Consider the following 22581-nt stretch of genomic DNA (forward strand, 5'->3'; position numbering starts at 1 on the left):
AAAAAGAGGCTGTGAATCAGCCTCTTTTTATACGAGTTTAAAAAGGTAATTTTCCTGCAAAAGCGCCAAGTTTTTTCTTGGTTGTTTCATCAATTTGCTCAAGAGCAGCATTGAGGGCTTGAACCGTCATATCAGATAGGGTCTCGATATCTTCAGGATCTACGACTGCAGGATCAAAATCAATTTTTACGACTTTCTTGTCCCCTGTCAAAGTTGCAGTTACAAGATTTTGAGCAGAAGTTCCAACAAATTCAGTAGCAGCAAGTTCAGCTTGGCTTTGCTCCATTTGTTTTTGAAGTTTTTGAGCTTGACGCATCATGTTTTGCATATTCATCATGGCGGTAGTTAGCTTCCTTTTCTTTTATTTTCCCTATTATTTTAACAATTTTAACTAGAAAAGTCTATGTTAATTTTCTTTAGCAAATTTCTATTTAAGATTTATTTAAGGTTTCTATACTATCCTGAAGAACTCAATATTTACAGAAACATAGATAAGTAAGACTTCTGAGTCAAGTTCTCTAATCACAGATGTTTCGCGACGCCAGATTCTAGCGGGATGGAACTAGTATTTATTTCAAGATAGTACCAGATTATGATATAATAAAAAAGAATGAGTTTTTAGTACAAACCAAAGGAGAATCATTATGATTTACGCTGGAATTTTAGCAGGTGGAACCGGCACACGCATGGGAATTAGTAACTTACCCAAACAATTTCTTGAGTTGGGAGATCGCCCAATCTTAATCCATACAATTGAAAAGTTTGTCTTGGAACCAAGTTTTGAAAAAATAGTTGTAGGAGTTCATGGAGACTGGGTGACACATGCAGAAGATTTAGTCGAAAAATTTCTTCCACTTCATAAAGATCGTATCATCATCACAAAAGGTGGTGCAGACCGTAATTCTAGTATTGAAAAAATTATTGAAGCTATAGATGCATACCGTCCACTGACAGAAGAAGATATCGTAGTCACACATGATTCTGTTCGTCCTTTTATCACACTTCGCATGATACAAGATAATATTGCTCTAGCACAAAGTCACGATGCTGTTGATACAGTTGTTGAAGCGGTGGATACAATTGTTGAAAGCACAAATGGTCAGTTTATTACAGATATTCCAAATCGTGCTCATCTTTACCAAGGACAGACTCCACAAACATTCCGTTGTAAAGACTTTATTGATTTGTATGGTTCATTATCAGCAGAAGAAAAAGAAATTTTAACAGATGCATGTAAAATCTTTGTCATTAAGGGTAAAGATGTGGCCTTGGCTAAAGGTGAATACTCAAACCTTAAAATTACAACAGTTACAGACTTGAAGATTGCTAAAAGCATGATTGAGAAAGACTAGAGACATGATTAATCAAATTTATCAACTGACAAAACCAAAATTTATCAATATTAAATATCAGGAAGAAGAGATTGACCAAGAGAATCATATCCTCATTCGACCAAATTATATGGCGGTTTGTCATGCGGATCAACGCTATTACCAAGGAAAGCGTGATCCCAAAATATTATCTAAAAAGCTTCCAATGGCTATGATTCATGAGTCTTGTGGAACTGTTATTTCTGATCCAACAGGTACCTATAAGGTTGGTCAGAAGGTTGTTATGATTCCCAATCAACCACCTATGCAAAGTGACGAGGAGTTCTATGAAAACTACATGACAGGTACCTACTTCTTGTCAAGTGGTTATGATGGATTCATGCGTGAGTTTGTTTCTCTTCCAAAAGATCGTGTAGTAGCTTATAATGACATCGAAGATACGGTAGCTGCTATCACTGAATTTGTCAGTGTTGGTATGCATGCCATGAATCGTTTTTTGACAGTTTCTCATAGCAGAAGACAGAGAATAGCTGTCATTGGTGATGGTAGTCTAGCCTTTGTCATGGCGAATATTATAAATTATACCTTGCCTGAAGCTGAGATTATCGTCATTGGTCGTCACTGGGAAAAGTTGGAACTCTTCTCATTTGCTAAAGAGCTTTACATTACTGATAGCATCCCAGAGGATCTTAGTTTTGACCATGGATTTGAATGCTGTGGTGGTGATGGATGTGGACCTGCTATAAATGACTTAATTCGTTACATCAAACCCCAGGGAACTCTATTAATGATGGGTGTTAGTGAGTATAAGGTAAATATAAATACCCGTGATGCCCTCGAAAAAGGTTTGTTACTTGTAGGTTCTTCTCGTTCTGGGCGAATTGACTTTGAAAAGGCAATTCAAATGATGGAAGTCAAGAAATTTGCAAATCGTTTGAAGAATATCATTTATCTAGAGGAACCTGTAAGAGAAATTAAAGATATTCACCGAGTATTTGCAACTGACTTAAATACTGCTTTTAAAACAGTCTTTAAATGGGAAGTCTAATGGAGGATGATTATGAAGGAAATCGTTAAAGAAAAGATTGCATCTTTACTATCAACTGATGAGGATATTCTAAGTGTTGAGCAATTAGGTGGGATGACCAATCAAAACTATTTGGTTAAGACAACCTCAAACCAGTACATCGTTAAGTTTTTCGGTAAAGGTACAGATAAATTAATCGACCGTCAGAATGAAAAGTTCAATCTTGAATTGTTGAAGGATTTGAAATTAGATGTAGAAAATTATCTTTTTGATATCGAAGCAGGTATCAAGGTCAATCAATACATCGAAAATGCAGAGACACTTGATTCAACTACCATTAAAACTAAATTTGAGAAGATAGCTCCAATTTTACAAACGATTCATGCTTCGGGTAAAGAATTAAAAGGAGAGTTTGCTCCTTTTGAGGAAATTAAAAAATATGAATCATTGATTCAAGGGGAGATTTCTTATCCTAATTATGAAGCTGTCAGAAAGGCTGTATTTTCTCTGAAAGAAGAGCTTGAAGAAATTGGAATTGACAAGAAATCATGTCATATTGATTTGGTTCCAGAAAACTTTATTGAAGGTCCAGACGGACATCTTTATCTCATTGATTGGGAATATTCTTCTATGAATGATCCTATGTGGGATTTGGCAGCCCTGTTCCTCGAATCTGAATTTACAAGTGCAGAAGAAGAAGACTTTTTAAGTCATTACGAGAGTGACAAGACTTCAGTTTCAAGGGAGAAAATTCGTATTTACAAAATCTTGCAAGATATCATTTGGAGTCTTTGGACTATTTACAAAGAAGAAAATGGTGCAGATTTCGGAGATTACGGAATCTCTCGTTACAATAGAGCAGTAAAAGAATTAGAGTCTGAAGGAGATTTAAATGAAAACTAAAAATGGAGTTTCTTTTGGGCTACTATCAGGTGTGTTCTGGGGATTAGGATTAACTATTAGTGCTTATATCTTTTCAATATTCACGGATTTATCGCCCTTTGTAGTAGCAGCAGCGCACGATTTTCTGAGTATTTTTATCTTGCTAGGATATCTTCTATTTAAAGAAGGTAAAGTACGTTTTTCAATCTTTTTGAACATTCGAAATGTCAGTGTTATTGTCGGAGCACTTTTAGCGGGTCCTATTGGTATGCAGGCCAATCTCTACGCGGTCAAATATATAGGTAGTTCCTTAGCTTCGTCTGTTTCAGCTATTTATCCTGCAGTATCTGTCATTCTTGCTTTCTTTTTCTTAAAGCATAAGGTTTCTAAGAATACAGTATTTGGAATCTTATTAATCATTGCAGGGATTATTGCTCAGACTTACAAGGTTGAACAAGTCAATTCCTTCTATATCGGAATTCTTTGCGCCTTGATTTGTGCTTTTGCTTGGGGAAGTGAAAGTGTTCTGAGCTCCTTTGCTATGGAAAGTGACCTCAGCGAAATTGAAGCTCTCTTGATTCGTCAAGTTACATCCTTCTTGTCTTATCTTGTTATTGTGCTTTTCACGCATCACTCATTTGCAGAAGTGGCAAATGGCCAATTGTTTGGTCTATTAATTGTCTTTGCAGCATTTAATATGATTTCTTATCTTGCCTACTATATGGCTATCAATCGATTGCAACCAGCAAAAGCAACTGGTTTAAATGTCAGTTATGTAGTTTGGACTGTCCTGTTTGCAGCGATGTTCTTGGGGACACCTCTGACTGTCTTGACCATTATAACTTCATTTGTTGTAATGGCTGGTGTTTATATTATCATTAAAGAATAAAGGAGAAAACGCGTGAAAGCGATCATCTTAGCAGCGGGATTGGGAACTCGTTTACGTCCTATGACAGAAAATACTCCCAAAGCCTTGGTTAAAGTCAATCAAAAACCTTTGGTTGAATATCAAATTGAATATTTAAAAGAACGAGGAATTGATGACATTATCATTGTCGTAGGTTATTTGAAAGAACAGTTCGACTATCTCAAAGAGAAATACGGTGTGCGTTTAGTTTTCAACGATAAGTATGCGGATTACAATAACTTTTACTCTCTTTACTTGGTAAAAGAAGAGTTGGCTAACAGCTACGTTATTGATGCTGATAATTATCTCTTCAAAAATATGTTTCGCAATGATATCAAGCGTTCTACTTACTTCAGCGTATATCGTGAGGACTGTGACAATGAGTGGTTCCTAGTTTATGGTGATGACTTCAAAGTTCAAGATATCATCGTTGATAGCAAGAATGGACGTATCTTGAGTGGTGTGTCATTCTGGGATGCACCAACAGCTGAGAAAATTGTTGGGTTTATCGACAAAGCCTATGCAAGCGGCGAGTTTGTAGACCTCTACTGGGACAACATGGTCAAAGATAATATCAAAGAACTAGATGTTTATGTAGAAGAGTTGGAAGAAAACTCTATCTACGAAATTGACAGTGTTAAAGATTATCAAAAATTAGAGCAAATTCTCTCTTCACAAAAATAAACAACATTTATTAACTGATACCTGACCTATTTTTACTTGACTTTTTAGGGTTGATACAGTATACTAGTGAAAATTTAACCTTTAAGGGAAGTCCAGAGAGACTTACAAGGTGTCAGAGAAAAGAAGCTACAATGGAAACAAGTAAGCAAGTGCTTATTTGCTACTTTTGTGTAAATATCTTAACTGAAACCTTGCAATTGCAAGGTTTTTCTTTATCTGATCCCCTTAAAATTTAAGGAGGAAAAATTATGAATCCAAATTGTAAGAAGCGCATGGGAGCTATTCGCTTGGAAAACATGAAGATAGTGGCCCAAAAGGAAATCGCACCAGCAATCTTTGAGCTAGTTCTCGAAGGTGAAATGGTTGAAGCTATGAAAGCTGGCCAATTTCTTCATTTACGTGTACCTGATGACGCTCATCTTTTGCGTCGCCCAATTTCAATCTCATCTATTGATAAGGTTAAGAAACAATGCCACCTCATTTATCGCATCGAGGGTTCTGGTACAGCAATCTTTTCAAGCTTGAAAACAGGTGATAGCATTGATGTTATGGGCCCTCAAGGAAATGGCTTTGATTTGTCTGATTTAGACAAGCAGAACCGTGTTCTTATCGTTGGTGGAGGAATCGGTGTACCTCCTTTACTTGAAGTTGCTAAAGAACTGCATGAGCGTGGTGTAAAAATTACAACTGTTCTAGGCTTTGCTTCAAAAAATGCTGTTATTTTGGAAGATGAATTAGCTCAATATAGTCAAGTCTTTGTGACGACCGATGATGGCTCTTATGGAATCAGGGGAAATGTCTCAGTTGTGATTAACGAATTAGATAGTGAATTTGACGCTATTTACTCTTGTGGAGCACCTGGTATGATGAAATACATCAATCAAACCTTTTACGAACATCCCAGAGCTTATCTATCTTTAGAATCGCGTATGGCTTGTGGTATGGGAGCTTGTTATGCTTGTGTGCTTAAAGTGCCAGATAGTGAAACAGTTAGTCAACGTGTCTGTGAAGATGGGCCTGTATTTAAAACAGGAACAGTTGTTTTATAAGGAGAGTATCATGACTACAAATCGATTACAAGTTTCTCTACCAGGCCTAGAATTAAAGAACCCTATCATTCCTGCTTCAGGCTGTTTTGGTTTTGGTCAAGAGTATGCTAAATACTATGATTTAGACCTCTTAGGTTCCATCATGATAAAGGCTACTACGCTTGAGCCACGTTTTGGGAATCCTACTCCAAGAGTGGCAGAAACCCCTGCAGGTATGCTCAACGCTATTGGTCTACAAAATCCTGGTTTAGAGGTCGTTCTTTCTGAAAAGTTACCTTGGCTTGAAAGAGAGTATCCAAATCTTCCTATAATTGCAAATGTTGCTGGATTTTCAAAACAAGAATACGCAGCCGTTTCTCATGGAATTTCTAAGGCACCTAATGTAAAAGCTATTGAGCTCAACATTTCCTGTCCTAACGTAGATCATGGAAATCATGGACTTCTAATTGGACAGGACCCTGAGTTAGCTTATGATGTGGTAAAAGCTGCCGTAGGAGCATCCTCAGTTCCTGTCTATGTAAAATTAACGCCTAGTGTAACTGATATTGTGACCATCGCAAAAGCAGTAGAGGATGCAGGTGCTAGTGGTCTCACCATGATCAATACTCTTGTCGGAATGCGTTTTGACCTCAAAACTAGAAAGCCGATTATCGCAAATGGGACAGGAGGCATGTCTGGACCAGCAGTCTTTCCAGTAGCTCTCAAATTGATTCGTCAAGTAGCTCAATCAACCAATCTTCCTATTATCGGTATGGGAGGAGTTGATTCAGCAGAAGCTGCCTTGGAAATGTACTTAGCTGGAGCATCCGCAATTGGAGTCGGAACTGCAAACTTTACCAATCCTTACGCTTGCCCCGATATTATTGAAAATTTACCAAAAGTCATGGACAAATATAATATGGAAACTCTGGAACAATTGAGAAAAGAGGTTAAAAGTAGTTTATAATCTTTTTAAATCCGTATTATTTTGAATGCCTTCTTATTTTTGATATAATATGACTATGATTGTAACAATACCTATTAAAACAGAAAAAGACATTGCAACTCCAGAACCAACTGTCCTTGTTTTGGGATATTTTGACGGTATTCATTTAGGTCATCAAAAATTATTTAGTATTGCAGGAAAAATTGCTGAAGAGAAGAGACTAAGCGTTGCTTTAATCACTTTTCATGAATCTCCAAAGTTGACATTAAAACCCTATTCTCCAGAAAATTTACTACATATTCTAAATCCAGATGAACGGGAACGTAAGTTTAAAAGAGCTGGAGTTGAAAATCTCTACTTGATAGATTTCTCAAGTCGTGTAGCAAATATGACAGCACATGAGTTTGTAAATACTTTTGTTAAAGAAGTCAAAGCAGATACCATTGTGGTGGGATTTGACTATAGCTTAGGTTCTGATCGAAAATCGGCTGAAGATCTAAAAGAAATTTTTGATGGAGAAGTGGTTGTAGTACCACCTGTAGAAGATGAAAAAGGAAAGATTAGCTCTACTCGTATTCGTCAGGCAATCCTAGAAGGTGATGTCAAAGAAGCAGGTCGATTGCTTGGAAGCCCACTTCCAACAAGAGGAATTGTCGTGCATGGAAATGCTCGCGGTCGAACAATTGGATATCCAACTGCCAATCTAGTACTTTTGGATAGGACCTATATGCCAGCAGATGGTGTCTATACTGTTGATATCGAAATTAAGAGAAAATTCTATCGCGGGATGGCCAGTGTCGGTAAGAACGTAACCTTTGATGGAGAAGAAGAACGTTTTGAAGTGAATATTTTTGATTTTGATGAAGACATTTATGGAGAATGTGTTACTGTCTATTGGTTAGATCGTATCCGAGATATGGTGAAATTTGACAGTGTTGAAAAACTGGTAAAACAGCTTGAAGAAGATAAAAAAGTTGCACAAAAATAATCAAAAGTTCGGATGTGAATTCGAACTTTTTGTTTTATTTAGGTAGATAATAAGTAAAAAATTTAAGGGAAAATACATTTTTAACTTGACATCCTAAATTTTAAACGATAGAATGTTTACTAGTTAATTAAATGGTTAAGTACCGGTTAAGGAGTTGTGATGAAAAATAGAAACATCCTTTGGTTTATGATTGGTTTGTTTGTTCTAGTATTAGGTGCTTGCGGACAAAAGACCAGTCAAGATAGTAAGGAAGCTAAGGGAATGAAAATAGTAACCAGCTTTTATCCTATTTATGCTATGGTCAAAGAAATTTCTGGTGACCTAAATGATGTTCGGATGATTCAGTCTAGTTCTGGTATCCATTCCTTTGAACCTTCTGCAAATGATATTGCAGCCATCTATGATGCCGATGTTTTTGTCTATCATTCTCATACACTAGAGTCATGGGCAGGAAGTTTAGATCCAAGTCTACAAAAGTCCAAGGTTAAGGTTCTAGAAGCATCTGAGGGTATGACCTTGGATAGAGTATCTGGCTTAGAAGATATAGAAGTAGGAAAAGGTGTGGATGAGAAAAGTCTTTATGATCCCCATACTTGGTTAGACCCTGAAAAGGTAGCTGAAGAAGCACAAATTATTGCTGATAAATTATCGGAATTAGATAGTGAGAATAAAGAAATATATCAGTCGAATGCGAAGAAGTTTATTGATCAAGCTCATGAGTTAACAAATAAATATAAACCTATCTTCGATAAAGTGGAGCAAAGAACGTTTGTGACACAACACACTGCTTTTTCTTATTTAGCAAAGAGATTTGACTTGAATCAACTTGGTATTGCTGGTATTTCTCCTGATCAAGAACCAAGCCCAAAACAACTGACTGAAATCCAAGAATTTGTTAAGACCTATAAAGTTAAAACTATTTTTACAGAGAGCAATGCTTCGTCTAAAGTAGCTGAAACGCTTATCAAGTCAACAGGTGTGAGTCTTAAAACTCTCAATCCTTTAGAGGCAGACCCACAAAATGATAAGTCTTATTTAGATAATTTAGAAGAGGATATTGCAATACTAGCAGAAGAATTGAAATGAGGAAATTATGAATAAAACAAAGAAATACTTAGCTGGATCAGCAGTAGTTATTGCGCTTAGTGTTTGTGCTTATGTTTTAAATCAGCACCAAGAAGCAGAGAAGAAGGAAGATAATCGTGTATCTTATGTTGATGGGAAAAAGAATGAGTCTAAAAAGAACGAAAATTTGACTCCTGATCAAGTTAGCAAAAAGGAAGGCATTGAGGCCGAACAAATTGTTGTGAAAATTACTGATCAGGGATATGTGACTTCACACGGCGACCATTTCCATTACTATAATGGTAAGGTGCCTTATGATGCTATCTTTAGTGAAGAACTGGTTATGAAAGATCCAAACTATCAGCTGAAGGATGAAGATATTGTCAATGAGATTAAAGATGGCTACATTATCAAGGTGAATGGAAAATACTATATCTACTTGAAGGATGCAAATCATGCTGATAATGTCCGTACGAAAGAGCAAATCGAGCAGCAAAAACAAGAACACACATCAGATAGTAGCAGTGCTAGTAAAGAGGTGCTTGCTGCTAGAGAACAAGGCCGATATACAACGGATGATGGTTATGTCTTTAATCCTGCGGATATTCTAGAGGATACTGGTGATGCTTATATCGTTCCCCACGGTGGCCACTATCATTACATTCCAAAGAGTGCTCTATCTTCAAGTGAATTAGCAGCAGCTCAAGCCTATCTGGCTGGTAGAGGAAGTCAACCAAGTTTGACAGACTACAAACCAAATCCTAGTGTTACACCAAGTTCTCAACCAGAGAGTCCAACTGCAACTAATCCAGTAGAAAAAGAAGATGATCTTCAAAGTCTTCTTGATAAGTTATACGCTTTGCCAGTTAGTCAACGCTATAAAGAATCTGATGGTTTGGTATTTGATCCAGCTAAAATTAGCAGTCGTACACCATCAGGAGTTGCTATACCTCACGGTAATCACTATCATTTTATTCCTTATAGCAGTTTATCTCCTTTGGAGCAGAAAATTGCACGGATGTTACCACTGGGAGGAACGATAGGGTCTTTAAATCATTTAGAAAAAGAAAATAAACCTGAAAATCATAATTCTCATGTTTCTAACAATAATAAGGAACATGAAGACCATGACCATGGATTTGCAGTAGACCGTGTGATAAGTGAAGATGGTGTAGGATTTGTTGTTACCCATGGAGATCACAATCATTACTTCTTTAAAAAAGATTTATCCCCTGATCAAATCAAGGCCGCACAAGATCACTTGTACGGAAATAAACATTCAGAAACTAGTGCAGATAACCACAGTAGTCATAAACCAGAAGAACACCATCATGATAACCATGGAAACCATCACGAGGAAGAGCACGATCATGGCTTTGCAGTTGATCGAGTGATAAGTGAAGATGAAAAAGGATTTGTCGTTTCTCATGGAGATCACAATCATTACTTCTTTAAAAAAGATTTATCTCCTGATCAAATTAAGGCTGCTCAAGAGCATTTGCATGGGCACCATCAGGCAGAATCTGTTAAACCTATTGCCAAGACTGTAGAAAGTTTCTCTCGAGATGCTAGTGATGAAGAAAAGATAGCTTATATCTCTAAAACCTATGGTGTTCCACTTGAAACAATTCGTATTTCAAATGGATTCTTTGTATTTGGTAATCCAGACCAAGCTTATGACCCAACTCACATTCACCCTTATGCAGTTCGAAAGGAACACGTTCGTATTCCTCTCCAAACAGGCGAAGCAGAACTTGATTTTCTAAATGAACTCTATACAACTGCTTTACGTGACGGTGTTTCTCCGTATAGTTTGCAGGTGGAAAATGGTAGTTTTGTTATCCCTCACGGTGACCACAACCATTATATCAAGGTACAAACCAAAGGTTATGAAGTAGCTTTAAAACATAAGCTTCCTGCCTTACAATCCAACTACCAACCAGGAGCCTTTGATGAAGCTACTGTTCAAAATAAGGTTGATCAACTTCTAGCAGAAAGTCGTGAAATTTACAAGGATAAACCAATTGTACAAAGACAAATTGAGCTTGCCTTGGGTCAATTCTCTGAAAATATGAAGAAGCTCTCAACCAACTCAACAGCTGGTTATCTGGCTGCTTTAGATCTCTTTGACAAGCAGTATATCCAAGTTGACTCTAGTGTCAAACCAACTGAAATCAGTCCTTTAGACAAGAAATATCAAGCTTTAGTAGATAAGATTAATACCTTGGATACGGATGCTTATGGACTTCCTAAAAAGGATTTATTGACTCAGCTTCAAGAAAATAAACTTGCCCAAGATGAAGCAGGTTTAGATGCAGTTGAAGCTAAGTTACAAGCTTTGCAAGATTTTAATGACCGTACTGGAGTTACAACAGTCGAGTACATTAAGTATTTCTATCAACATTTATCTGATAATCACTTAAATGACACTCTTAGAAATAAAGTTGCGAACTTAACTTGGACACTTTATCAATCACAATCCTTCCTTAAGGCGACTGACTTGAACAAACTCTTCCCGGAAATCTACCAAACAAAACTGGAAGTAGAAGAAGCACTGAAAAATGAGCCGGTTGCAAGCAAGGCTTCTGAAACAATCTTAGATACAGAAAAAGTGGATGGCCATAGTGCTAAAACTGCAGTCTATGAGTTCTTGAAAGGTTTGTATGATGATATTAAACCTGAGGAACAAAGTAATCATGTCTTAAAAGGGCAAGTAGAAGAGTTACTAACAAAAGCTGAAGAATTAGTGAATCAAGTCAATGAGGAAGGGGTTAAAGCTTCACTCTCTGACGAAGTGAAAAATCTGAAGGCTGCTTTGGAGAAAGAAGACGCAGACCTTGATGAATTAAATACACAGGTCCAAGATCTTTTGAAACGTATTTCACTAACAATCCAAAATGAACGTGATAATTCGAAACAAGACCCAGAGGTTTTAGTTCTTTACCAAAAACTCTATAACGGAGTCATTGCTCTCCATAGCTATTTGGAGATGAATAATGGTTCAGATGCTGACTTTGAAAAAGTAGATGCTCTGTTTGATAAACTAGCAGCAGCAAGTAAGGATAAGCAGGCTCTTCTAGCAGTTGCCCAAGAAATAGTCTTGTTAAATCAAGAGCTTAGATCTAAAGTAACGCCAAGTCAAGAAACACCTGTTGAAGCAAAACAAGAAACACCAGGTCAAGCAAGTACTGATGAGCAAGTAGAAGCTAGCTCAGTACAGACAACAACAGAAAATACTTCTGAAACAACAACTGAACTGAATCCTGAATCAACAGAAAAAGTCGCAGAATAAAAAAAGACGAGGTAGCTAAGCTACTTCGTCTTTTTTTTAGTCTTTATAAGCTACAATTCCAATAATTGTATCAACTGCACGCTCCATGGTTTGAAGGCTAACGTATTCAAAACGGCCATGCATGTTTTCACCACCAGCGAAGATATTCGGAGTTGGAATTCCCATAAACGAAATCTTAGAACCATCTGTACCACCACGAATTGGTTCGATAATTGGTGTAATATCAAGACTTTCCATAACCGCTTTGGCAATGGTTACTGGAGTCATATCCTTTTCGATGACTTCTTTCATGTTGTAGTACTGGTCAGTCAATGTTAAAGTGACACGATCACTACCAAGTTCTTGGTTCATCTTATCAGCGATAGCTTGCATAGCAGCTTTACGCGCTTCAAAGTTTTCTTTTTCGAAATCACGAATGATATAGCTAGCACGCGCTTCCTCAACACTACCAGATACATCCATGAGGTGGTAGAAACCTTGATAGCCCTCAGTCAATTCTGGGCGGTCACCAGCTGGGAGTTGATTGTGGAAGTCAATCGCTAATTGAAGGGCGTTAACCATTTGTCCTTTAGCTGTTCCTGGGTGAACATTACGACCTTGGAAGTGAAGCTCGGCACCTGCCGCAGAGAAGGTTTCGTATTGCAATTCTCCAAGAGGTCCACCGTCAACTGTATAAGCAAAGTCGACATCGAAATCTTCTGCATCAAATTTATTGGCGCCAACACCGATTTCTTCATCAGGTCCAAAGCCGACACGAATTTCGCAGTGTTTAAGCTCAGGATGAGCAGTTAAGTATTCAATAGCTGTCATAATCTCAGCGATACCAGATTTGTCATCAGCACCGAGAAGGGTAGTTCCATCTGTAGTAATTAAAGTTTGGCCATGATATTTCTCTAAGCTCTTAAAATCCGCTGGATCTAGCTTGAAACCAGAATTACCTAGTTCGATAAGGCCACCGTCGTAGTTTTCAACTACTTGTGGATTGACACCTTCAGCATTAAAATCAGCCGTATCCATGTGGGAGATAAAACCAATCTTGCGAGTTAAACTTGGATCGTTAGCTGGAAGTGTACCGATAGCAAAACCGTTTGGCAAATAATAGACATTTTGCAAACCGACACGTTTCATTTCTGGGATGAGGATATTAGTGGCAAAGTCTACTTGACTTTGAGTGCTTGGTGTAGTAGTTGAGTGTTCGTCAGAACGTGTATTGACTTTGACATAAGTCAAAAAACGCTCCAACAATGTTGGATATTTCATCGTAACTCCTTTTTTCCTTCTTTTAAAACCATTGTATCATAGAAAGAAGAGAAAAACAAAAGTCAAAAGGGAGATAAAATCCTTATGTTAGCGTTTACTTATGATTTCTTTAGTGATACAATAAAAAAGATAAAAATATCACAAGGATGCAGAGATGAAAAAAGCAATTTTAATGATGACATTTGGTTCACCAGAAGAGATTACCTTTGAAGGAGTAGCCGACTTTTTTACCAACATTCGTCGAGGAGTTCGACCTCAAGACCACGAGATTCAAACCCTTTATGATAATTATGTTCGAATTGGAGGAACTCCACTTCAAAAAATTACTCGTGAAGAAGTTGCCTTGGTAGAAGCTAGGTTAGGAAATGAATATAGTGTCTATTTTGCCAATAAATTTTCAACCCCTTTTATTCCAGATGTAATTCGGCAAATGGAAGCAGATGGAATTGAAAAGTGTATTTGCTTGATTTTGGAGCCACACTATTCCTTTTACTCTGTCATGGGGTATGAAAAGTTTCTGGAAAGCAAACAAATTCAGTTTTTAGTTATTAAGGACTGGTATAAAGAAGAAGCACTATTAAACTATTGGACAGCTGAAATTGATAAAATTTTAAAAGAAAAGGTGAAACAGGATAGCTTTAAAGTCATCTTTTCTGCCCACAGTGTACCTATTTTTGCCTTGGATTTTGGTGATCCCTATATCGACCAGATTTTCGAAAATAGCAAGTTAATTGCTGAGAAATTAGGCTTGAAACCAGAGCAATATACCAACACTTGGCAGAGCGAAAGTGATATTGGTATTCCTTGGATTAAACCAGATGTATTGGAGTATCTTAGAGAACAGGAAGAACATCCAGAGCATTATATTTTTGTGCCTATTAGTTTTATCAGTGAGCATATTGAAGTCTTGTTTGACAACGATGTGGAATGTCATGACTTGTGTCAGGAATTGGAGGTGAACTATCATCGTCCACCAATGCCAAATACAGATTCTCGTTTGATTGATGCCTTGGTCAATATTATCCGAGCTAATGAACATAAAGAATTTAGAGAATTCCTCCCAGAAGAAGAAACCTTTGATGAATTAGTCCCTTCGGAGGAAACTAAGAATATTTTAGATGAATCACAAGACTTACAAATGCCAGAATTTGTTAAAAAATTAATTGAGAAAAAAGGTCGTGAAAATGTCAAGATGCCTTATTTAATCAAAAAAATGCTTGAAAAAGCTGGCAAATTACCTAAAGACTAAGTGAAAATAGAAAAGAACTGGTAATACTCTTCGAAAATCTCTTCAAACTGCGTCAACGTCGCCTTGGCGTACTCAAGTACAGCCTGCGGCTAGTTTCCTAGTTTGCTCTTTGATTTTCATTGAGTATAAGGTTTGTTTCAGATTTCTGCTAAGGCAGGATATAACTTAGAAGGTGAAAGAAAAGGCGGTGGGACAGAAATCGATAGACAAAGTCTTGATTTCGTAGTCTCAGCCCCGCGAGGATGATTAGGAGCTTTTTGGAGTCTAAAAGACGAACAAAAAGTTCAATCAGCTACCGCGTCAAATTATGATTGATAATAAAAAGTGAGGTCGGGATCTTTTTGTCCCAACCTCTTTTTAGGTGACTAGCATTTTTTGACCTAGTTTTTATGTTATTTACCTAAACAGAATTGACTAAACAATTGAGTAATAAGCTCATCTGGCGCTGCATCACCAGTAATTTCCCCAAGAATTTCCCAAGTGCGGGTCAAATCAACTTGAAGCAGATCAACTGGCATACCTAATTCAAGACCTTCGTTAACTGCTTGTAAGCTTTCGACTGCTTTCTCAATCAAAGAAATGTGGCGAGCATTGGACAAGTAAGTAGCATCTTGTTCGACCAATCCAGCATTTTCAAAGAAGAGATTGTTGATGCGCTCTTCAATCTTATCAATGTTTTGATTTTTGAGGACTGAAATACGGATGACATCATCTGGAAGCTCAGCAGTTTCAATCGCTTCGGGGAGATCAGTTTTGTTTAGTAGGATGATACGGTTGGTATCTTGACTGATTTCAAGAAGTTGTCGGTCTTGAGTGGTTAGTGGTTCGCTAGCGTTTAGGACTAGTAGAACTAAGTCAGCTTCCTTGAGGGCTTTTTTGGAGCGTTCAACCCCGATTTGTTCCACGACATCATCTGTTTCACGAATACCAGCAGTATCAATCAATTTAAGTGGCACACCGTTGATATTGACGTATTCTTCAATGACATCTCGGGTAGTTCCCGCAATATCAGTGACAATGGCTTTATCTTCGCGCAGGAGGCTGTTGAGTAGACTCGATTTTCCAACGTTGGGACGACCAATGATAGCCGTTGAAATTCCCTCGCGGAGGATTTTCCCACGACGGGCTGTTTTTAAGAGATTGGTTAGTAATTGTTCAAATTCCAAAGTTTTTTCACGGACAACGGCAGTAGTAGCTTCCTCAACATCATCGTATTCAGGGTAGTCGATATTAACCTCAACCTGAGCCAGCGTATTGAGTATCTCCTGGCGCGTATTGTTAATGAGGTCTGATAGAGAGCCATCCAACTGTTTAACCGCGATATTCATGGCCTTATCAGTCTTGGCCCGAATAATATCCATAACAGCCTCGGCCTGAGTCAAGTCTACACGACCATTGAGGAAGGCACGCTTGGTAAACTCACCAGGTTCTGCCAATCGTGCTCCTTCACGGATAGCTAATTGCAAGATTTCATTTGTTACGGCAATCCCACCGTGAGTATTAATCTCGATAATATCCTCACGAGTGAAGGTCTTTGGAGACTTCATAGCCCCAACCATGACCTCGTCCATGACCTTGCCTGTCTGAGGGTCAATGATGTGGCCGTAGTTAAGAGTATGGCTAGCAACCTTACTCAAATCCTTACCTTTAAAAATTTTCTGAGCAATCGCAAAGCTATCCGTTCCGCTTAGGCGAACAATCCCAATCGCCCCTTCACCAAGCGGAGTTGAGATTGCTGCGATGGTATCAAATTCACGTGTAATCATTTCATTTCCTTTTACAATTTATATACAAATATCACTTAAAATTGTAACAAAATATGGCGTTTTATTCAACGAATGCCACTTATAAAGAAAAGCCTAAGCAGATTGCTTAAGCTTTACTTAGTGCGCATTTCACCTTGTGGGAAATAAGTTCCTTCAGGCATATCGTTAATAATAACGTGAACAGCTGACTGAGGAGCACCAGTGTTGCGAACAACAGCTTCTGTTACTTCTTTAGCAAGGGCTTTCTTTTGTTCCAAAGTGCGTCCTTCAAATAGGTCAATTCGTACAAATGGCATAGGGCCACCTCCTAAATATGTTATAGAACTATTTTATCACATTTTGGAATACAAAGGTCAGCAAAATTATGGTAAAATGATAATGAAACACATTTTAGAGAGAACAGAAGGAAAATGGCACAATTATATTATAAATATGGGACCATGAACTCAGGGAAAACCATTGAGATCTTGAAGGTGGCCCATAATTATGAAGAGCAAGGCAAGCGTGTGGTGATTATGACCTCGGCAATTGATACTAGAGATGGAGTAGGAGTAGTTTCTAGCCGAATCGGTATGAAGCGAGAAGCCGTTGCAATTGAAGAAGAAACAGATATCTTTGGTTTTATTCAGAACCAACCCATCAAACCTTACTGTGTCTTAATCGATGAAGCTCAGTTTTTGAAACGCCATCATGTCTATGATCTGGCAAGAGTCGTTGATGAACTGGATGTGCCGGTGATGGCTTTTGGCCTTAAAAATGATTTTCGAAATGAACTCTTTGAGGGGTCTAAACACCTCCTCTTGTTGGCAGACAAGATTGAGGAGATTAAGACCATCTGCCAATACTGTTCCCGCAAGGCGACCATGGTCTTGCGTACCCAAGCGGGCAAACCTGTCTACGATGGAGAACAGATCCAGATCGGTGGACATGAGACCTATATCTCGGTTTGCCGCAAGCATTATTTTAATCCGGACATACCAACTGAAAGCGTCTAGAACGTTTTAGAGAGAATAGAAATGTCTATTTGTTTAAAAGATATTACAATAGAGAATTATTTTGACGTTTTAAATCTAGAAGTTCATCCAAACCAAAGGAATTTTATTGCATCCAATTCCGTTAGTTTAGCTGAAGCCTATGTATATGATAAAAATGGTGATTTTATAGCTCCCTTAGCAGTTTATGATAAGGAAGTATTAGTTGGTTTTGTTATGATTGCCTATGACCAGAAAATTGGAATCAGCAAGGGAAATTACTTGTTATTTCGTTTTATGATCGATCAACGATTTCAAGGTTTAGGCTATTTTAAACCGACTATGGATGCAGTCATTGACTTTGTTCGAACAGAGCCAGCTGGAAAAGCAACAAGTCTTTGGTTATCTTATGAACCGGAAAATAATCAAGCGAGATCTTGCTATCTCCATTATGGATTTAAAGAAACTGGCCAAGTCATAGAAGACGAAATTGTAGCAATCTATGATCTAACAACCAAGAATTAAGGAGCAAATATGAATATCTATGATCAACTACAAGCTGTAGAAGACCGATACGAAGAGTTAGGGGAATTACTGAGTGACCCGGATGTGGTCTCTGATACCAAACGCTTTATGGAGCTTTCAAAAGAAGAGGCTTCCACTCGCGACACGGTGACAGCCTACCGAGAGTACAAGCAAGTCCTTCAAAATATCGTCGATGCTGAAGAAATGATCAAGGAAGCAGGCGGCGATGCGGATTTGGAAGAAATGGCCAAGCAAGAGTTAAAAGATGCCAAGGCTGAAAAAGAAGAGTACGAAGAAAAATTGAAGATCTTACTTCTTCCAAAAGATCCAAACGATGACAAGAACATTATCTTGGAAATCCGTGGGGCAGCAGGAGGAGACGAAGCCCAATTGTTTGCTGGTGACCTCTTGCAGATGTACCAAAAATACGCGGAAAGCCAAGGTTGGCGCTTTGAGGTCATGGAAGCCTCTTACAATGGCGTTGGCGGGATCAAAGAAGTAGTGGCCATGGTTTCTGGTCAATCGGTCTACTCGAAACTCAAGTATGAATCTGGTGCCCACCGGGTACAACGCGTTCCTGTGACGGAAAGCCAAGGTCGTGTCCATACCTCTACAGCAACCGTTCTGGTCATGCCAGAAATTGAAGAAGTTGAGTATGACATTGATCCAAAAGACCTTCGGATTGATATCTACCACGCATCTGGTGCGGGTGGACAAAACGTCAACAAGGTTGCAACAGCCGTTCGTATCGTCCACTTGCCTACCAACATCAAGGTAGAGATGCAGGAAGAACGGACGCAACAAAAGAACCGTGATAAGGCCATGAAGATTATCCGTGCGCGTGTGGCTGACCACTTTGCTCAAATTGCTCAAGACGAGCAAGATGCGGAGCGTAAGTCTACAATCGGTACGGGTGACCGTTCAGAGCGTATTCGTACCTATAACTTCCCACAAAACCGTGTGACAGACCACAGGATTGGCTTGACTCTTCAAAAACTTGATACGATTTTGTCTGGTAAATTGGACGAAGTAGTGGATGCCTTGGTTCTCTATGACCAAACACAAAAATTAGAAGAATTAAACAAGTAATGAAATTAGCTCAAATTTTTAAAGATTTTGAGGAACAATTAATCACACAAGGAGAGGAAGCTGAAAGCCTCTCTTTTGTCTATCGGAGCCTCAAAAATCTCTCTTTTACCGACTTTATTTTTGCTGTTCAGAAGGAAATCACTCCAGAGGAGAAAGAGTTTGTAGAAAGTATCTACAAACAACTGGTAGCACATGTACCTGCCCAGTACATCATCGGCCTCGCTGAATTCTATGGGATGGAGCTAAAGGTGGATGAGCGAGTCTTGATTCCACGTCCTGAAACAGAGGAGCTGGTAGAACTTATCCTCACTGAAAATCTTAAGCCCAATCTGTCAGTTTTGGATATTGGGACAGGAAGCGGGGCTATAGCCCTTGCTTTAGCGAAAAACCGTCTAGATTGGTGTGTTACAGCAAGCGATATTTCTCCAGATGCACTGAACTTAGCAAGCGAAAATGCGTCTTTGCAAAACCTAAAAATCTCCTTTAAAAAATCTGATTGTTTTGCAGAAATTGCTGGAAATTATGATATAATTGTATCCAATCCCCCCTATATCTCTCGGGCAGATGAGTCTGAGGTCGGCTTGAATGTCCTACATTCGGAGCCCCATCTAGCGCTCTTTGCTGAGGAAGATGGTCTTGCTATCTATCGCAAGATTGCGGAAGATACTAAGAATCATCTCCGTGAGGGAGGTAAGATTTACCTTGAAATTGGATACAAACAAGGCCATAGTGTTCCTGCATTGTTTAGGAAATATCTTCCTGAAAAACGTGTGAGAACACTCAAGGACCGGTTTGGTCAAGATAGGATGGTTGTCGTGGATGATGGATAGAATAAAGCAAGAGTTGGAAAATGGTGGAGCAGTCGTCTTGCCCACAGAAACAGTTTACGGTCTTTTTGCTAAGGCTCTAGATGAACAAGCTGTCGAACATGTTTACCAGCTCAAGCGTCGCCCAAAAGACAAGGCGCTTAACCTAAACGTCGCTTCCCTCGAAGCTATCGAATTCTTTTCTAAGAATCAACCGACCTATCTCAAACGATTGGTAGAAGCCTTTTTACCAGGTCCCTTGACCATTATTCTAGAGGCCAACGACAGAGTTCCCTACTGGGTTAACTCTGGTCTAAAAACAGTCGGTTTTCGTATGCCCAGTCACCCTATCACGCTCGATCTGATTAGGGAGACAGGTCCCTTGATTGGCCCCTCTGCCAATATTTCCGGTCATACCAGCGGAATTGTCTTTACAGACATTTTGAAGGATTTTGATCAAGAAGTTTTAGGACTAGAGGATGATGCTTTTCTGACAGGTCAAGATTCGACCATTTTGGATTTGTCTGGTGATAAGGTCAAGATTCTACGACAAGGTGCAATTACGCGAGAAGACATTCTTGCAAAGCTACCTGATATTCCTTTTGAGGAGGCGTGACATGCTACGAGATTTGAAGCCTAGAGATGCTGAAGCTATTTATGAGATTAACAAAGAAGCTTTAGGCTATGATTTTAGTCCTGAAAAAACAGCGAATCAGCTGGCCAAGTTATCTCAGGACGTGCATCATTTCTTACTTGGGTATGAAGATTCAAGCAATCATAAACTACTTGGTTATGTGCATGCTGAGGTTTACGAATCGCTGTATTCACAGCCAGGTTTCAATATCTTGGCTTTAGCGGTTCAGCCAGATCATCAAGGTCAAGGTATTGGTAAAAGCTTGCTAGAGGGGTTGGAAAAAGAAGCAAAAAGACGGGGTTACGGGTTTATTCGTTTAAACTCTGCCGATCATCGTCTGGCTGCTCATGCATTTTATGAAAAAGTTGGCTATACTTGTGATAAGGTGCAAAAGCGGTTCATACGTATCTTTTAGTCAGGAATTCTAAGCAAATTAACTATTTAAAAAATTTATAAGCGAAATCTATACATAGATTGTTGGCTTACTTTTATATGAGGACGAATCATTTTATGGATATCTATATTCAGAAAGCAATCATTCATCAGTTCCGTCCAGATGATACAGACTTGGTTTTAGCGGATAAGTTTCTCAATATCACTCCAAAAATTGAAGAATATCTACGAAGAAAAGTGGAGCGTGTCTATTCTGATGAAGCTAAGACTGGGATTTTCGAAGAAGGAAATCCCTTCTTCCATTACATCACGGATGATCTATTAGAAACATCTGTTACCCTAGCCAATCTTTGGAAAGAAGAGTTCAGTATTTCTGAAAATCAAAAGACAAATGATTTGGTCTTTGTCCAGTTTTCGAAAGAAGGAGTGGCACATTTTGCCTTCCTACGAATTGCATTGCGCGAAACCTTGACTCACTTAGGTGGTGAGGTGGACAATCCAATCAAACTCACTCAGAACAATCTCCCAGGTTTTGGGACTGGAGCAGATGAAGCTTTAGTAGTCAATCTTCAAAGCCGTAAGTATCATTTGATTGAGAAACGCATCAAGTACAATGGCACCTTTTTGAATTATTTTTCTGAGAATCTCTTGCAGGTTCAGCCAAAGATTTCACCTAAGAAATCTATCAAGGAATTAGAGAAGACAGCTCAGCGCATTGCTGAGAACTTCAACACTGATGATTTTCAGTTCCAATCCAAGATGAAGTCAGCCATTTTTAATCACATCGAAGAAGACAATCAATTGTTACCTGAAAAATTGGCTGATGATCTCTTTGACAATAACCTGACGGCCCGACTGAGCTTTATCGATCAGGTCAAGGAAACTGTTCCAGAGCCTGTCCGTTTTGAAGAGATTGATGCTAGTCGCCAGCTCAAGAGATTTGAAAATCAGAAACTTTCCTTGTCAAATGGAATTGAGCTCATTGTTCCAAATAATGTCTATCAGGATGCGGAATCCGTGGAATTCATTCAAAATGAAAATGGAACCTATTCCATTCTGATCAAAAATATTGAGGATATACAAAGTAAATAATGTTTAAATTTATACGAAGAGTGTTGGTAGTAGCAGTCTTCCTTTTCGTCGGCTATAAATTGTATCATATTCACCAAGATGTAAAACATGTGATGAGCTACCAACCGTTAGTTAGAGAAATCTTGAATGAGAAGGATACACCTGCAAACGAAGAGCTAATACTGGCCATGATTTATACCGAAACCAAAGGAAAAGAAGGCGATATCATGCAGTCTAGCGAATCTGCTACTGGAGCGACAAACACTATTTCTGATAATACGAGTAGTATCCGCCAAGGAGTTCAAACTTTGACAAATAATCTCTATCTGGCTCAAGAAAAGGGAGTGGATGTCTGGACTGCTATTCAAGCTTATAATTTTGGGCCTGCTTATATTGATTTTATTGCGCAAAATGGGAAAGTAAATACTCTTACACTAGCTAAGAAATATTCGAGAGATACAGTTGCGCCGACCTTAGGGAATACAAGTGGGAAAACCTATCGCTACATCAATCCCATTTCTATCTTTCAGGGTGGAGAACTCTATGTGGATGGTGGAAACTATTATTACTCTAGACAGGTTCAACTAAATCTCTATGTCATGAAAATTTTTAATCTATTTTAAGCATCTAGAACTGATATGATACCTCTTAAGTAGACATGGTAAAT

23 protein-coding genes are annotated in these 22581 nt (G+C 38.5%); 19 read left to right on the plus strand and 4 right to left on the minus strand.

Annotated elements, in window-relative coordinates; all coding sequences use genetic code 11:
- Nucleotides 1-37: 37 nt before the first annotated feature.
- Nucleotides 38-337 (minus strand): YbaB/EbfC family nucleoid-associated protein, encoded by a 300-nt coding sequence (locus HMPREF3237_RS08555; RefSeq protein ID WP_006145479.1) that lies wholly within the window; start codon nt 335-337, stop codon nt 38-40.
- A 307-nt stretch (nt 338-644) separates the two neighbouring features.
- Between HMPREF3237_RS08555 and HMPREF3237_RS08560 the strand changes: the two genes are divergently transcribed.
- From HMPREF3237_RS08560 to HMPREF3237_RS08885, 10 genes are all read left to right on the plus strand, one after another.
- Nucleotides 645-1352: an IspD/TarI family cytidylyltransferase gene (locus tag HMPREF3237_RS08560; RefSeq protein WP_006145480.1), complete on the plus strand. Its 708-nt coding sequence runs from the start codon at nt 645-647 to the stop codon at nt 1350-1352.
- 4 nt (nt 1353-1356) lie between these two features.
- The gene (locus tag HMPREF3237_RS08565; protein WP_070889520.1) at nt 1357-2379 is read left to right on the plus strand and encodes a ribitol-5-phosphate dehydrogenase; all 1023 of its coding nucleotides are present in this window, start codon (nt 1357-1359) and stop codon (nt 2377-2379) included.
- Nucleotides 2380-2391: 12 nt separating this feature from the next.
- Entirely contained in the window at nt 2392-3261 is an 870-nt protein-coding gene (locus HMPREF3237_RS08570; protein ID WP_070889521.1) for a phosphotransferase family protein, read from the plus strand.
- The gene (locus HMPREF3237_RS08575) at nt 3251-4129 is read left to right on the plus strand and encodes a DMT family transporter (protein WP_070889522.1); all 879 of its coding nucleotides are present in this window, start codon (nt 3251-3253) and stop codon (nt 4127-4129) included. The genes HMPREF3237_RS08570 and HMPREF3237_RS08575 overlap by 11 nt, the downstream gene beginning before the upstream one ends.
- Nucleotides 4130-4141: 12 nt before the next feature.
- Nucleotides 4142-4831 carry a sugar phosphate nucleotidyltransferase gene (locus tag HMPREF3237_RS08580; RefSeq protein ID WP_070889523.1) on the plus strand — a complete coding sequence of 230 codons (690 nt, stop codon included), beginning with the start codon at nt 4142-4144 and terminating at the stop codon, nt 4829-4831.
- 248 nt (nt 4832-5079) lie between these two features.
- On the plus strand, nt 5080-5880 hold the full coding sequence (locus HMPREF3237_RS08585; RefSeq protein ID WP_070889524.1) for a dihydroorotate dehydrogenase electron transfer subunit: 801 nt from the start codon (nt 5080-5082) through the stop codon (nt 5878-5880).
- Entirely contained in the window at nt 5843-6826 is a 984-nt protein-coding gene (locus tag HMPREF3237_RS08590) for a dihydroorotate dehydrogenase (protein WP_142350571.1), read from the plus strand. Before HMPREF3237_RS08585 ends, HMPREF3237_RS08590 begins: the two co-directional genes overlap by 38 nt.
- Before the next feature lie 55 nt (nt 6827-6881).
- The gene (locus HMPREF3237_RS08595) at nt 6882-7793 is read left to right on the plus strand and encodes a bifunctional riboflavin kinase/FAD synthetase (protein WP_070889554.1); all 912 of its coding nucleotides are present in this window, start codon (nt 6882-6884) and stop codon (nt 7791-7793) included.
- A gap of 159 nt (nt 7794-7952) precedes the next feature.
- Nucleotides 7953-8879 (plus strand): metal ABC transporter solute-binding protein, Zn/Mn family, encoded by a 927-nt coding sequence (locus HMPREF3237_RS08600; RefSeq protein WP_070889526.1) that lies wholly within the window; start codon nt 7953-7955, stop codon nt 8877-8879.
- Nucleotides 8880-8886: 7 nt separating this feature from the next.
- A complete protein-coding gene (locus HMPREF3237_RS08885; RefSeq protein ID WP_083327700.1) occupies nt 8887-12150 on the plus strand; it encodes a pneumococcal-type histidine triad protein in 3264 nt (1087 codons plus the stop codon).
- A 36-nt stretch (nt 12151-12186) separates the two neighbouring features.
- On the opposite strand, the gene pepT is transcribed toward HMPREF3237_RS08885, so the two are convergent.
- Nucleotides 12187-13410 carry a peptidase T gene (gene pepT / locus HMPREF3237_RS08620; protein ID WP_070889527.1) on the minus strand — a complete coding sequence of 408 codons (1224 nt, stop codon included), beginning with the start codon at nt 13408-13410 and terminating at the stop codon, nt 12187-12189.
- A gap of 154 nt (nt 13411-13564) precedes the next feature.
- Here pepT and hemH point away from each other — a divergent pair, with 154 nt between their 5' ends.
- Nucleotides 13565-14659 carry a ferrochelatase gene (gene hemH / locus HMPREF3237_RS08625; RefSeq protein WP_070889528.1) on the plus strand — a complete coding sequence of 365 codons (1095 nt, stop codon included), beginning with the start codon at nt 13565-13567 and terminating at the stop codon, nt 14657-14659.
- 392 nt (nt 14660-15051) lie between these two features.
- On the opposite strand, the gene mnmE is transcribed toward hemH, so the two are convergent.
- Both mnmE and HMPREF3237_RS08635 read right to left on the minus strand, forming a co-directional pair.
- Complete coding sequence (mnmE, locus tag HMPREF3237_RS08630; RefSeq protein WP_070889529.1) at nt 15052-16425, minus strand: tRNA uridine-5-carboxymethylaminomethyl(34) synthesis GTPase MnmE; 1374 nt, start codon at nt 16423-16425, stop codon at nt 15052-15054.
- Nucleotides 16426-16538: 113 nt separating this feature from the next.
- On the minus strand, nt 16539-16721 hold the full coding sequence (locus HMPREF3237_RS08635; protein ID WP_001117401.1) for a 4-oxalocrotonate tautomerase: 183 nt from the start codon (nt 16719-16721) through the stop codon (nt 16539-16541).
- A 114-nt stretch (nt 16722-16835) separates the two neighbouring features.
- Between HMPREF3237_RS08635 and HMPREF3237_RS08640 the strand changes: the two genes are divergently transcribed.
- From HMPREF3237_RS08640 to HMPREF3237_RS08675, 8 genes are all read left to right on the plus strand, one after another.
- The gene (locus HMPREF3237_RS08640; RefSeq protein WP_070889530.1) at nt 16836-17420 is read left to right on the plus strand and encodes a thymidine kinase; all 585 of its coding nucleotides are present in this window, start codon (nt 16836-16838) and stop codon (nt 17418-17420) included.
- A gap of 21 nt (nt 17421-17441) precedes the next feature.
- Nucleotides 17442-17921, plus strand: coding sequence for a GNAT family N-acetyltransferase (locus HMPREF3237_RS08645; RefSeq protein WP_070889531.1), 480 nt, complete (start codon nt 17442-17444; stop codon nt 17919-17921).
- Between the two features lie 9 nt (nt 17922-17930).
- The gene (gene prfA, locus HMPREF3237_RS08650; protein WP_070889532.1) at nt 17931-19010 is read left to right on the plus strand and encodes a peptide chain release factor 1; all 1080 of its coding nucleotides are present in this window, start codon (nt 17931-17933) and stop codon (nt 19008-19010) included.
- Complete coding sequence (gene prmC, locus HMPREF3237_RS08655) at nt 19010-19840, plus strand: peptide chain release factor N(5)-glutamine methyltransferase (protein ID WP_070889533.1); 831 nt, start codon at nt 19010-19012, stop codon at nt 19838-19840. The genes prfA and prmC overlap by 1 nt, the downstream gene beginning before the upstream one ends.
- Entirely contained in the window at nt 19830-20432 is a 603-nt protein-coding gene (locus HMPREF3237_RS08660; protein ID WP_070889534.1) for an L-threonylcarbamoyladenylate synthase, read from the plus strand. Before prmC ends, HMPREF3237_RS08660 begins: the two co-directional genes overlap by 11 nt.
- Nucleotide 20433: 1 nt before the next feature.
- The gene (locus tag HMPREF3237_RS08665) at nt 20434-20865 is read left to right on the plus strand and encodes a GNAT family N-acetyltransferase (protein WP_070889535.1); all 432 of its coding nucleotides are present in this window, start codon (nt 20434-20436) and stop codon (nt 20863-20865) included.
- A 95-nt stretch (nt 20866-20960) separates the two neighbouring features.
- Entirely contained in the window at nt 20961-21935 is a 975-nt protein-coding gene (locus HMPREF3237_RS08670; protein WP_070889536.1) for a nucleoid-associated protein, read from the plus strand.
- A complete protein-coding gene (locus HMPREF3237_RS08675) occupies nt 21935-22537 on the plus strand; it encodes a lysozyme family protein (protein ID WP_006145499.1) in 603 nt (200 codons plus the stop codon). Before HMPREF3237_RS08670 ends, HMPREF3237_RS08675 begins: the two co-directional genes overlap by 1 nt.
- Nucleotides 22538-22581 lie beyond the last annotated feature (44 nt).

Origin of the sequence: Streptococcus sp. HMSC34B10 (genome assembly GCF_001839505.1) — a bacterium.
Classification (GTDB): Bacteria; Bacillota; Bacilli; order Lactobacillales; family Streptococcaceae; genus Streptococcus; species Streptococcus peroris.